The organism is Actinoplanes sp. NPDC000266, from assembly GCF_042899005.1.
Classification (GTDB): domain Bacteria; phylum Actinomycetota; class Actinomycetes; order Mycobacteriales; family Micromonosporaceae; genus Actinoplanes.
Genome location: NZ_JBIAZI010000016.1, coordinates 169131 through 181151 on the forward strand (window position 1 = coordinate 169131; position 12021 = coordinate 181151).

The following is a 12021-nucleotide window of genomic DNA, read 5'->3' on the forward strand; positions in this document are numbered from 1 at the left end:
ATCCATCAGGGACTATTGGCCCACGAGGTCTCGACTAAACACGCAGGAGCGCCAGTAACACCTGTACCCGAAGGGTGAACTTTGATGCCTGACATACGACCCATAGTGGGCTCATCCGCGTTGGTTCTGAACGCCACCTACGAGCCGCTGTGCGTCGTATCGGTGCGTCGAGCGACCATCCTCGTCCTGACCGCCAAGGCAGAGTGCGTCTCCGACGGCGACGGCATCCTGCACAGCGTGCACACCAATCTTCCGGTCCCCTCGGTGGTGCGCCTCACCCGGTACGTGAAGGTTCCGTACCGCACCCATGTCGGCCTCTCCCGACGAGCGATCTTCGCCCGGGACGGCGGCCGCTGCGCCTACTGCCGAGGTTCGGCCGAGACCATCGACCACGTCTTCCCGCGCAGCCGCGGAGGCCTGCACGCCTGGGAGAACGTGGTGGCGGCCTGCGCCAAGTGCAACCACAGCAAGGGTGACAAGACACCCGCCGAGCTCGGCTGGAGGCTCCACCAGATACCGGCCGCACCACGCGGGGTGGCGTGGCGGGTCCTCGGACACCGCACGCCAGACCCCCGTTGGGCCGACTGGCTCGACCTACCTGCCGCCCCGGCCCTGGAAGCCGAGGCGGCTTAGTTGTTTTTAGTGTCCACGAGTGAGGCGAAGACGACGATGTTGTCCTGGTAGCCCGTGCTGCCGCCGATCCAGCGGCCGCCGCAGGTCAGCAGGCGTAAGGACGGGCGGCTGTAGTCGCTGTAGACGCGCTGTACCGGTAGTTGGCCCTTGTTGAAGTGCTCTACGGAGTTGACCTCGAAGACCGCCACGGAACGGTCGGCCCGCTGCACCTCGATCCGCTGGCCCGGCTTCAGCTTGGGCAGGGCATGGAAGACCGAGGGTCCCGTACGCGTGTCCGCGTGACCCACGATCAACGATGGCCCGAACTGGCCCGGCGTGGGGCCGCCGTCGAACCAGCCGGCCTCGTTGTGCCGTTCCAGCGGCGGAACGCCCACCGTGCCGTCGTCGGCCAGGCCCACCTCGAGGATCGGCGCCCGCACGTTGATGGCCGGAATGGTCAGGCGCATCGGCCGGCTCGGGTCGAGCACCGGGAACGAGCGGGGTGGCGGCTCGTTCTTCTCCTGGCCCGCGAACAGCGAGCCCAGGTCGAGGTTGGTCGCCGCGCCCAGCCCCATCGCGACCACGAACAGGCCGAGGAAGAGCAGCGCGAGCGCGATCATCCCGATCGGCCACGGCTTGCGGCCGCGGGTGGGCCGGGGCGGCGACTTCGGCAGTGGCCGGGGGCTGGGCTGGCGAAAGGGATGCCGCCCCGGCATGGGCGACGGCGCCGGCAGCGGCCCGGTGATCATCCCGGGCGGTGGCGCCGCGATCTGCGCCGGCTTCTTGCGCAGCACCGACTCGGGCATCCGCGGCCCGGTCACCGCCTCCCGCCGGGGCCGCGAGCCCTCCGGCCCGGCACGCGCCGCACCTTGACGCGGCGCCCCCGAATGCGCGGCGCCATGCGGACCGGCCCCGGAGTGCGCGGCGCCATGCGGACCGGCCCCGGAGTGCGCGGCGCCATGCGGACCGGCCCCGGAATGCGCGGCGCCCTGTCGCGGGACCCCATCGTGTGCGCTATCCGGGCGTGCGGTGTCGTGGCGGGGGCCCGGGCGCGGTGACGGGCGGGACGGTGACGGGCGCGGCGGGGGCTGGCCGGTCATCGCCGGGCCCTCAGCCGAGCCGCCGGCGGCGCAGGGACAGCACGCCGAGGACCAGGCCGGCCGCGATGACCGCGAGGCCGCCGCCGATCAGGACGGGCGCGTTGCGGCCCGGTGCCGTGCCGCCGCCTCCGGTGGCCGGGCCCCGGGCCGGTTCCACCTTGGCCACCACGTGCACCGTGGCCACGGTCGTGTGGCCGTCGGGGCAGCGGAGCTCGGCCCGGTAGTCGCCGGGCCGGGAGCCGGACGGGACTCGTACGGTCGCCGTCAGAAAGCCGTATTGCGGCGCCACCGTGACCGTTCCGAACAGCCCGGACGTGACCGTGGCCGCCTTGAGATTGTCGTCACAGGACGCTCGGAGGCCCAGCTCGTCACCGGCCGGCACGGTGCTGGGGTTGACCTCCAGGAAGATGGCGGCGGCACGGGCCGGCGCCGCGTCGATCAGCACGACTGGGACAAACAGCCCCAGAAGGAGCGCCGCCAGGGCGGCGGGGACGGAAATGCGCATCGATTCCCCCTCCTGCCGTCCGGTGACGCGTGGACACGAACGGCGCGTGTGGGTGATTTTCGCATCCCGAGGCCCTTTCCGCCGAGATCCCCATCGGTGGAGCTCGCGGGTTATAGACCCGACGCGACGGCATGACCTGCGCTCCGCTACCGTGACAGTTGTTCGGATCAGTTTGAGTGAATTCAGGCGCCTGGGGGCGTTGACGTTGTCGATTTCAAGCACCGTTCTGGTCTTCGTGGTCATTCCGGCGGTGATCATCGGGCTGATCGCCGCGCTCGTCATGGCCGGCGCCGACCGCACGAAGCGCACACACCGCTACCGGCCCGGCCGGCCGTACGACTTTCAGCCGATCTGGTTCCTGGCCAGGCCGGAGAAGCTCGTCGGCGGTCATGGCCCGGCCCAGCCGGCTCTGACGGGCGGCCAAGTGCTGGAGGACGTCTCCGGCGCTCCGGTCCGGCCCGGTTCTACAGGAGGCGCAAGTGACAGCTGGTGACCTTGGCAAGCAGCCGCGGAAAGGCCAGGCGCTGACCGCCCTGGACGAGCCCGGCGGCGACACGCTGGTCCACGCGTCCTCCGGCAACGAGGTCGAGGACGGCCCGTTCACCACCCGGCAGCTGCTGCGTCTCGACGAGGCGCTGCGGGTGGCCGACGAGTCCACCGGCCTGACCTTCAGCGTCTACATCGGCGAGCTCGAGACGCCGACCCGCGAGTTCGCCGAGAAGCTGGCCGCGCAGGTCAAGGGCGCCGACAACGCCGTGCTGCTGGCGGTGTCGCCCAACCAGCGCAAGCTGGAGATCGTGACCGGTTCCGAGGCCCGCAAGCGGATCTCCGACCGGGACGCGAAGCTGGCCGGCCTGTCGATGTCGGCCGCCTTCGCCGGTGGCGATCTGGCCGGTGGCGTCATGGCCGGTCTCGACCAGCTGGCCTCTCACGCCGGTCGTCGCTGACATTTGGTGCGAGGAATGCCCCCGGGAGACCGGGGGCTTTTTCGTGCGCGAAACCGGGCGGTAACAACGCTCTGTCGCTAGGCTTGTGGCCCACGGTGATGGGGGTGGTCCGGTGTGGGACTGATGAGCCCGGCTTCGTACACCCTCGCTCGATGGAGCGCCCCCGAGGGCGAGTGGACCGAGCCCGACCTCCATCTGTTCCCGCAGGACGGTCACCGCTACGAGATCATCGACGGCAGCCTGCACGCGTCGCCGCCGCCTCCGGAGTCGCATGAGGCGACCGTCCGCGGCGTCGTGACGTCTCTGCGGTCGTCGGCGCCGCCCGGCTGGTGGGTCTGCGACCGGGTCGGCGTCCAGATGGGCGAGAGCAACCTGGTGCCCGACGTGCTGGTGCTGCGCCCGCGCTCGTCCGGCTCGGTCTGGTGCGATCCGGCCGACGTCGCCCTGGTGGTCGAGATCGAGACGCCGGCCACGCGCCGCTTCGACCGCCTTCTCAAGCCTTCGCTGTACGCCGAGGCGGGCATCCCGAGCTTCTGGCGGGTCGAGCCGGGACGGGCGACACCCTTGCTTCACACGTACGAGTTGACGGGCGACCGCTATCAGGCGGTGCACAGCGTCGAGGGCGCCGAGCCGGTCAAGCTCGACGCCCCCTATCCGATGCGGATCGCTCCCGCGGCCTGGCTCTAGCTCGCGGCCGAAAGATCCTTCGCGCGGGCCTTCAGGGCCCGCAGGACGCCGTCGCGGCCCTCGGCCACCAGGCGGCGCAGCGACGCCGGCTGACCGTCGCGGGCGAGCCACGCGTCGGTGAGCGCCACCGTCTCCTCGCTGATCTGGTAGACCGGGTAGCCCATCATCGCGAACTCCTGAGCCGGCTCACTGTCCGAGCGGGCCCAGACGTCACCGACCACGTCGAAGAACTTCGTGGCGTACGGCGCCGTCAGCTCGACCTGCTTGGCGCTCTGGAAACCGGTCAGCAGCGAGCGGTTGAGCCAGTTGGGCACGGTGCCCTCGGTCAGCTTCGACCACACCCGGGCCTTGTTCTCGGCCGTCGGGATCAGGGCGTGGGCCACCGCGGCCTCGCGCTCGCCGCTGGCCGTCCGGTCCGAGGCGAGCTCGTCCTCGATCTGCTGCTCGGTGGCCCCGCCCAGCGACGCCAGCGCCTGCAGCAGCGACCAGCGCAGCTCGGTGTCGACGACCAGGCCCTCGGGCACACCCTCGCCGGACAGCCAGCCGTGCAGCACGGTCAGCTCGTCCCCGGTGCGGGCGGCGCCGACGAAGGCCCGGGCCCAGGTGAGCTGCCAGCCGCTGCCGGGCGCGGCGGCGGCCAGCTGGGTGCGGGCGAGCTCGGCCAGCTGGGCGAAGCCGGTCGCCTGCCACGCCGGGTCGGCGTACTGGGCGATCGCGGTCGAGGCCTGGCGGAACGTGTACGTCGACAGGTTGATGTCGGTCTCGGCCGGCAGGCCCGAGCAGACCAGCGTCACGTAGTCGCGGGCCGCGAGCTCGGCGTCGCGCAGCATGTCCCAGGCCGCGTTCCAGCACAGCGCCCGGGACAGCGACGAGTCGAGGCCGGCGATGTGGCGGACCACGGTCGCCATCGAGCGCTCGTCGAGCCGAAGCTTGGCGTACGTCAGGTCGTCGTCGTTGAGCAGCAGCACGTCGGCCGCCTTGACCCCGGCCAGGGCCGCGATCTCGGTCCGCTCGCCGGTCACGTCGATCTCGAGCCGGTCGCGGCGGACCAGCCGCTCGCCCTCGAGGTCGTAGAGGCCGACCCCGATGCGGTGGGTGCGCAGCGTCGGGTAGTCGGCCGGGGCCTCCTGCTGGACCACGACACTGGCGTACGTGCCGTCGGCGTTGATCTCGACGAGCGGGCGCAGCGTGTTGACCTGCGAGGTCTCGAGCCACTGGGCGGCGAACTTGCGCAGCTCGCGGCCGGAGGCGGCCTCGAGCTCGGTGAGCAGGTCGTCGAAGGTGGCGTTGCTCCACGCGTGCTTGCCGAAGTAGGCGCGCAGGCCGCTCAGGAAGGGCTCGAGGCCGACGTACGCCACGAGCTGCTTGATCACGCTGGCGCCCTTGGCGTACGTGATCCCGTCGAAGTTGACCTCGACGGCCTCGAGGTCGGGCATCTCGGTGTAGACCGGGTGGGTCGAGGAGAGCTGGTCCTGACGGTAGCCCCAGCTCTTGCGCACCGACAGGAACGTCGTCCAGGCGTCGGTGAAGCGGGTGGCCCGGGTGTTGCACCAGTGGCTGGCCCACTCGGCGAACGACTCGTTGAGCCACAGGTCGTTCCACCAGCGCATGGTCACGAGGTCGCCGAACCACATGTGCGCGAGCTCGTGCAGGATCGTGTTGGCGCGCTGCTCGTACTCGAAGTCGGTGACCTGCGAGCGGAAGATGTAGTGCGCCTCGGCGTGTGTCACGCAGCCGAAGTTCTCCATCGCGCCGGCGTTGAAGTCGGGCACCCACAGCTGGTCGTACTTGGGCAGCGGGTAGCGCACGCCGAACTGCTCGTGGAAGAAGTCGAAGCCCTGCTTGGTGACCTCGAACAGGTTGTCGGCGTCGAGGTACTGCGCCATCGACGCGCGGCTGAAGACGCCCAGCGAGATGCCGTCGTGCTCGTCGCGCACCTCGTGGTACGGGCCGGCGCAGAGCGCGGTGATGTACGTGCTCATCCGCGCCGACTTCTCGAAGTGCACCGTCTTGGCGCCCGGCCCGGCCTTCTCCTCGCGCTCGACCGGGCTGTTGGCAATGACCTTCCAGTGCGCCGGCACCGTGGCGTGCCAGGTGTAGACGCTCTTGAGGTCGGGCTGGTCGAACGCGGCGTACACCCGCTGGGCGTCCGCCGTCTCGAACTGGCTGTAGAGGTAGATCTCCTTGTCCACCGGGTCGAGGCTGCGCTGCAGCCCCTGCCCGCTCGCCGAATAGGCGAAGTCGGCGTCGACCACCAGCTCGTTCTCGGCGGCCAGGCCGGTCAGGGTCAGGCCCTTCTCGGCCGAGAACCCGGCGAGGTCCAGCGGCTGCCCGTTCAGGGTCGCCGACCGCACCGAGGCCGCCGCGGCCTCGATGAAGGTCTCGGCCCCCGGCTCCCGGCAGGTGAACGTCACGACCGTGGTGGAGCGGAAGGTGCCGTCGCCGGGGTTGCCGTGGCCGTCGGTGAGGTCCAACGTGATGTCGTACCCGGTGACCTCGAGCAGGCGAGCGCGCTCGGCGGCCTCCACCTGGGTCAAATTACGAACTCCGGCCACAGTCACTCTCCTCTGAGCGCACAAGCTTTCCCATTCAGCCTATGCGGACGGCTACGGGTGGCACACCTCACCCGGCGTCCTGGACAGGACAGTCGAGCAATAGATAGTTGCTTGGAGGAGTATCGACCCATGACAGAACGCTCGACGGTCGACATGTGGTTCGACCCCATCTGCCCGTGGGCCTGGATGACCTCGCGCTGGCTCCTCGAGGTGGAGAAGGTCCGTCCGCTCGATGTCCGCTTCAACGTGATGAGCCTGTCCGTTCTCAACCAGGGCCGGGACCTGCCCGAGGAATACCAGGAGCTCATGACCAAGGGCTGGGGTCCGGTACGGGTCTGCATCGCGGCCGAGGAGGCCGCGGGCCCCCAGGTGCTGCGCGACCTCTACACGGCCCTCGGCACCCGGATCCACCTCAAGAAGTACGAGCTCGACGAGAAGCTCTACACCGAGGCGCTGGCCGAGGTCGGCCTCGACACCGCGCTGGCCGACGCGGCCACCAGCGACGCCTGGGACGACGCGCTGCGCGGCAGCCACGACGCCGGCATGAAGCCGGTCGGCACCGACGTCGGCACCCCGGTCATCCACGCGCCCGGACCGAACGGCGACGGCGACAAGGTCGCCTTCTTCGGCCCCGTGGTCACCCCCGCCCCCAAGGGCGAGGCCGCCGGCAAGCTGTGGGACGGCGTTCTGCTCGTGGCCGGCACCCCCGGCTTCTTCGAGCTGAAGCGTTCGAGGGACATCGGTCCAATTTTCGACTGACCGGCTTCTCCTTCCTCCGTACGAGTCGTTGGATGAGGTGAGATACACCTCATCCAAGACGGAGAACTGACATGGCCGACACCGAAGCGGTGGCGCTGTCCACGATCGCAGTCCAGCGCGGTGACTGGACCGATCTCGCACCGGACCTGGCAAGCCTGGTGGCGCCGCCGGTCACGGTCTCGGCGCTGCCCCTGCAGCGGCCCGTGGGTGACTGGCGAAAAGGTCAGTTGGCCAGGTCACGGGGCAACATGCCCGTCGGCAGGCACCACCGGCCCGCCCGGTAACTTGGCAGACATGACGGTCGTGCACCCGATCAGCAAGGCCTGGGTCACCACTGGTGGCACCGGCGCCCAGAACTACGACGAATTCGCCGACGACGCCGAAATCACGTCCATCATCGCCGACAATCCGCATAGTTCTCTCGCTGTCGAGATGCCCCACCTCGCTCCCGACTCGCTCGGCAAGTCGTTCACCGGCGCGCTTCCGGACGCGGTGGCCCGGCTCGCGCTGGAGCGCGCCGACGGCAGCTACGAGCCGGCCGAGCAGGTCGTCGTGCTCTACCGGATCACCGGCGAGGGCGAGCCACCGGCGTACGGCCTCTGGAGCATGGTCGACACCGACCAGATCTCCACCCGCGCCGACGAGCCCGGCCTGGTCATCCGCAACGAGGAAGTCTTCATCGAGAAGGTCCGCGAGCGGGTGGCCCTGGCCGAGGCTCTGGGCACGCTGCTCTCGCCCGTGCTGCTGCTGCAGACCACCAAGGGTGACGAGCTGCACGCGGCCCTCGCCGCCGCGATCGAGCGGGCGGGCGAGCCGGCCGCGACCGACACCGACCAGACCGGCCGCACCCACGCGATCTGGGCCGTGGGGCCGGGCGCGCTCCAGGACGAGCTGACCGCGCTGGCCGGCGGCGGCGAGCTGGTCGTGGCCGACGGCAACCATCGCAGCCTGGCCGCGCAGACGGCCGGCTTCCCGCGCTTCCTGGCCGTCGTCACCACGCCCGCCTCGGTCGCCATCCAGCCCTACAACCGCCTGGTCAGCGAGCTGCCGGTGCCGCTGGACGACCTGCTGGCCCGGCTCCGCGCGGCCGGCGCGACGGTCACCGAGGTGCCGCGCCCCGCGCAGGTGCCGTCCAAAGGCACGATCGAGGTGTACGCCTCGGGACGCTCCTTCACGCTGGGCCTCCCGGTGAACACGAACCTGTCGGCCGTCGACAATCTCGACCACGCTTTGGTCGAGCGGGTGCTGCTGCGTGACGTGCTCGGCCTCGACGCCGGCGACAAACGGATCTCGTACATCGGCGGCGACTATCCGGCCGAGTGGCTGCGGGGCGAGGTCGACGCGGGCCGCTCCGAGCTGGCCGTGCTGATCGCGCCGGTCACCGTCGACGACTTCGTCACGGTGAACCTGGAGCGGCAGAAGCTGCCCCGCAAGAGCACGTGGTTCACCCCGAAGGCCCGGGGTGGTCTCGTTCTCGCCCAGCTCGACTGACGACGATGCTGAACCCGCAGGTCACGGCGGCGGCCGGGCTCCGTTCCCGTCCGCCCGCCCTCTCCTCCGCCGACCCTTACGAGCAGCTCCAGGCCATCCGCCAGGCGATGATCGACGCGATCGAGGTGGAGACCGGCCCGGCGCTGCCCCTGCCGGTCGTGGTGGACGTGGACGCCGACGGGGTGCCCTGCCGGCTCTACGCCACCCGCACGGACGCGCCCGTCTTCGTCTACCTGCACGGCGGTGGCTGGTGCTACGGCACCGTGGAGACCGTCGACCGGCTGTGCCGCCGCATCGCCGACCGTTCGGGCTGCGCGGTGCTGTCGGTGGAGTACCGGCTGGCCCCGGAGCACGTCTTCCCGGCCGCACAGGACGACGTCGACACGGTGCTGTCCTTCGTCCGCAAGTCGGGGACCGACCTCGGGGTCGACCCGTCGAGGCTGGCCATCGGCGGCGACAGCGCCGGCGGCCAGCTGGCCACGGTGGCCGCCCGCCGGCAGCGCGACCAGGCCACGCCGCTGGACCACCAGGTGCTGATCTATCCGGCGATCGACCCGATGACCGCCTCGGAGTCGTACGACGAGGTCGGCTCGTACGGCCTGGACCGCGCCTCGATGAAGCTGGCCTGGGAGACGTACGTCCCGGATCCCCGGCTGCGGTTCACACCGGACGTGGCGCCGCTCGCGGCCGACCTGGCCGGGATGCCGCCCACCCTGATCATCACCGCCGAGTACGACGCGCTGCGCGACGAGGGCGCCGACTACGCGGACGCGCTGCTCGCGGCCGGAGTCCCGGTGGTGCACACGCGCTACATGGGTGTCAACCACGGCTTCGCCCGCAAGCTCGCGGTGATCGACGACGCGCGCGTGGCGGCGGATCAGATTGCTTCTGTTCTGCGAGCATCCTTGTGCTTCTGATCGTTCTGAGAGAGTGAGACCATGCGCGTCTACCTGGGTTCCGACCACGCCGGCTACGAGCTGAAGATGCATCTCGTCAACCACCTGATCAAGCAGGGCCACGACGTCGTCGACGTGGGCCCGCACGTCTACGACCCGGAGGACGACTACCCGGCGTTCTGCCTGCAGACCGGGGCCAAGGTGGTGGCCGACGAGGGCTCGCTGGGCATCGTCATCGGCGGCTCCGGCAACGGCGAGCAGATCGCCGCCAACAAGATCGAAGGCGTCCGCGCGGCCCTGGTCTGGCGCACCGAGATCGCCCAGCTGGCCCGCCAGCACAACGACGCCAACGTGATCAGCATCGGCGCCCGCGAGCACACCCTCGACGAGGCCACCGCCTTCGTCGAGACGTTCCTGGCCACCCCGTTCTCCGGCAACCCGCGCCACGCCCGCCGCATCGCCCAGCTGGCCGACTACGAGCGCACCCGCGAGCTCCCGGCGATCCCGGAGAATTAGCGGTTGCGCGGGAGGTCTTCCCGCGGTACCCAGTTCCTTCGCACGATCGTGAGGTTGGCGTCGGCGTCGGCGAGGTGCTCGTCGGTGGGGCGGGCGGCGTCGCGGGCCCGCAGGGCGGCGCCCACGCTGACCTGCGACGATCCGGATCCGACGAGGCCACGTAGGCCGCGCTCGACCTCGCGGTCGTCGCCGCCGGGGCCGTTGCCGAGCGTGCGGCGGCCCGGCGAGCCGTTCCGCTGAGGGCGGGCATCCGACGGTTTCGCCCGCGGCGGGCCCGGAACCGGCTCGGCGCCCGGCTCCATGACGGCCGGGTCAGCGTTCCGCTCCACCGCGGCCGGCCTGGCGCTCGGACCGACGGCGGCTGATCCGGCGCTCGGACCCGCGGCGGTCGGCCCGGCGCTCGAACCCGCGGCGGTCGGCCCGGCTTTCGGATCCGCGGTGGCCGGCCCGGCGGTCGGGCCCACGGTGGCCGGGTCGGGGGCCTGTTCCGCGGTGAGCTCGGCCGTTGCGTCGGGGACGGGGTCGGCGACCGCAGCGGTCATGGCCGTCCCCGGGGGCGGGTCGGTGGTCTCGTCGTCGTGCCCGGGCGGCGCGGGGGCCGGGGACGAGTGGGAGGGACGCACGCGGCGACGTCGGCGTTCGGGCTCACCCATGACGCCGACGTTACCGCTGGTGGCCTCACTCAGAACACCTCGAGGGCGCCCGGCTGCCGGTGCCACCCGAACGCGGCCGACGGGAAGTTCGCCGTCAACCGTTCCACGCGGCCCGCGGCGGCCAGCGTGGCCAGGGACGTTCCGCCCAGATAGGCCGCGCCCAGCTCGGTGACCGTGCACCTGAGGTCGGGTGCGTCGTCCGTGCGTACACAGGAAGCCTTGTCCTTGTCCGCCGTCAGGCGCCACCGGCCGTTGTTGGCCTCGATGATCGGGTCGGTGACCTCGATGACGACGTCGACCGGGAACAGGTAGCGCCGGGCCTCCAGCGCCGCCGGCACGTCGACCAGGCGCACCCACAGCGCGTCCGCGTACTGCCGGCCCAGCCGGCGCGGCTCGTCCACCAGATATTGCAGGGGCTCGTCGACCGTGGCGTAGCTGTATGACGCCTTGCGGGCCAGGTCGATGGTGAGCAGGAAGCGCCACAGCTCGGTGTACGTCACCGGGTCGGCCGCCACGACCTCCTCGATGCGCACGGAGGCGTCGGGGCCGTAGCTGTTCCAGCCGTTCTTGACCCGCCACAGCGCGTATCCGGCCGGGCCCTCGCCGCCGTCCACGATCACGCCGTAGAGGCCGGTGGCGCCGTCGCGCTGATCGCTCTCGTCGCGCAGCAGATAGCGCCACCAGTGGTCGGCCCGGCTCGACCAGCCGGGGCGGTCGGCGCGGAGCCGGTCGTGCAGCGCGGCCAGCTCGGCCCGCGCCTCGAGCGGCTTGACCATGCGCAGCCGGACCCTCTGGACCGGGGCGGTGACGCGCAGCTCACGGGTGGCGATCTCGAGCCGGAGGCGGTCGGCGGCCGGTCCGTAGCCGAAACGCGGGTAGATCGCCGTCTCGCTGGCCCAGAGCACCGCGACGGCCTCGCGGCCGGCCTCGGCGATCTCGGTGAGCTGGCGGCGCATCATGCCGCTGAGCAGGCCCCGCCGCCGATGGGTGGGAGCGACGCCGACGCCGGTCACATGGGCGGCCGGGATCACGGCCCCGGGCACGCTCAGATCCCGGGTCTGCGCGGTGGCATGACCGACCACCAGGCCGCCGTCGTCGGACACCAGCGAGCGCTCGGCCTCGGTGATCCGGACCTCCCACTCGCGGAAGTCGTCGCTGACATGCTCGTGGAAGACCTGGCCCATGAGGTCGGCGATCGCGGGGAGATCGGCGGCGGTGGCCGCGCGCAGGCGTACGGAATCGTCCATGCGCACTTGTGTAACGGACTGCGGCCACCAAGGCGAATGATTTGCGGGCTCGC

14 protein-coding genes are annotated in these 12021 nt (G+C 71.1%); 9 read left to right on the plus strand and 5 right to left on the minus strand.

Annotated features, from left to right (window positions below):
* Window positions 1-84 precede the first annotated feature (84 nt).
* Complete coding sequence (locus ACFY36_RS45815; protein WP_097319820.1) at window positions 85-633, plus strand: HNH endonuclease; 549 nt, start codon at window positions 85-87, stop codon at window positions 631-633.
* Here ACFY36_RS45815 and ACFY36_RS45820 read toward each other — a convergent pair.
* Together ACFY36_RS45820 and ACFY36_RS45825 are read right to left on the minus strand one after the other, a co-directional pair.
* On the minus strand, window positions 630-1433 hold the full coding sequence (locus tag ACFY36_RS45820) for a class F sortase (protein ID WP_499752213.1): 804 nt from the start codon (window positions 1431-1433) through the stop codon (window positions 630-632). The two genes, ACFY36_RS45815 and ACFY36_RS45820, sit on opposite strands and share 4 nt — an antisense overlap.
* Before the next feature lie 289 nt (window positions 1434-1722).
* Window positions 1723-2217, minus strand: a complete 495-nt coding sequence (locus ACFY36_RS45825; RefSeq protein WP_499752214.1) for a hypothetical protein — start codon at window positions 2215-2217, stop codon at window positions 1723-1725.
* Between the two features lie 205 nt (window positions 2218-2422).
* Here ACFY36_RS45825 and ctaJ point away from each other — a divergent pair, with 205 nt between their 5' ends.
* The 3 genes from ctaJ to ACFY36_RS45840 all read left to right on the plus strand — a co-directional run bounded on the left by ctaJ (window position 2423) and on the right by ACFY36_RS45840 (window position 3851).
* Window positions 2423-2710 (plus strand): aa3-type cytochrome oxidase subunit CtaJ, encoded by a 288-nt coding sequence (gene ctaJ / locus ACFY36_RS45830; protein ID WP_499752215.1) that lies wholly within the window; start codon window positions 2423-2425, stop codon window positions 2708-2710.
* A gap of 64 nt (window positions 2711-2774) precedes the next feature.
* Window positions 2775-3164, plus strand: a complete 390-nt coding sequence (locus ACFY36_RS45835) for a DUF5130 family protein (RefSeq protein WP_499752252.1) — start codon at window positions 2775-2777, stop codon at window positions 3162-3164.
* 123 nt (window positions 3165-3287) lie between these two features.
* Window positions 3288-3851, plus strand: coding sequence for a Uma2 family endonuclease (locus ACFY36_RS45840; protein WP_499752216.1), 564 nt, complete (start codon window positions 3288-3290; stop codon window positions 3849-3851).
* Here the strand turns inward: ACFY36_RS45840 and pepN are convergent.
* A complete protein-coding gene (gene pepN / locus ACFY36_RS45845) occupies window positions 3848-6406 on the minus strand; it encodes an aminopeptidase N (protein ID WP_499752217.1) in 2559 nt (852 codons plus the stop codon). The two genes, ACFY36_RS45840 and pepN, sit on opposite strands and share 4 nt — an antisense overlap.
* Window positions 6407-6535: 129 nt before the next feature.
* Between pepN and ACFY36_RS45850 the strand changes: the two genes are divergently transcribed.
* From ACFY36_RS45850 to ACFY36_RS45870, 5 genes are all read left to right on the plus strand, one after another.
* The gene (locus ACFY36_RS45850) at window positions 6536-7165 is read left to right on the plus strand and encodes a mycothiol-dependent nitroreductase Rv2466c family protein (protein WP_499752218.1); all 630 of its coding nucleotides are present in this window, start codon (window positions 6536-6538) and stop codon (window positions 7163-7165) included.
* A 71-nt stretch (window positions 7166-7236) separates the two neighbouring features.
* Window positions 7237-7449 (plus strand): hypothetical protein, encoded by a 213-nt coding sequence (locus ACFY36_RS45855; RefSeq protein WP_499752219.1) that lies wholly within the window; start codon window positions 7237-7239, stop codon window positions 7447-7449.
* A 10-nt stretch (window positions 7450-7459) separates the two neighbouring features.
* Window positions 7460-8656: a DUF1015 family protein gene (locus ACFY36_RS45860; protein ID WP_499752220.1), complete on the plus strand. Its 1197-nt coding sequence runs from the start codon at window positions 7460-7462 to the stop codon at window positions 8654-8656.
* A 5-nt stretch (window positions 8657-8661) separates the two neighbouring features.
* Complete coding sequence (locus tag ACFY36_RS45865; protein ID WP_499752221.1) at window positions 8662-9573, plus strand: alpha/beta hydrolase; 912 nt, start codon at window positions 8662-8664, stop codon at window positions 9571-9573.
* 21 nt (window positions 9574-9594) lie between these two features.
* Complete coding sequence (locus ACFY36_RS45870) at window positions 9595-10068, plus strand: ribose-5-phosphate isomerase (RefSeq protein WP_499752222.1); 474 nt, start codon at window positions 9595-9597, stop codon at window positions 10066-10068.
* On the opposite strand, the gene ACFY36_RS45875 is transcribed toward ACFY36_RS45870, so the two are convergent.
* Window positions 10065-10721, minus strand: a complete 657-nt coding sequence (locus tag ACFY36_RS45875) for a hypothetical protein (RefSeq protein ID WP_499752223.1) — start codon at window positions 10719-10721, stop codon at window positions 10065-10067. The genes ACFY36_RS45870 and ACFY36_RS45875 overlap by 4 nt on opposite strands.
* Before the next feature lie 29 nt (window positions 10722-10750).
* Complete coding sequence (locus tag ACFY36_RS45880; RefSeq protein ID WP_499752224.1) at window positions 10751-11968, minus strand: GNAT family N-acetyltransferase; 1218 nt, start codon at window positions 11966-11968, stop codon at window positions 10751-10753.
* Window positions 11969-12021: the final 53 nt, after the last annotated feature.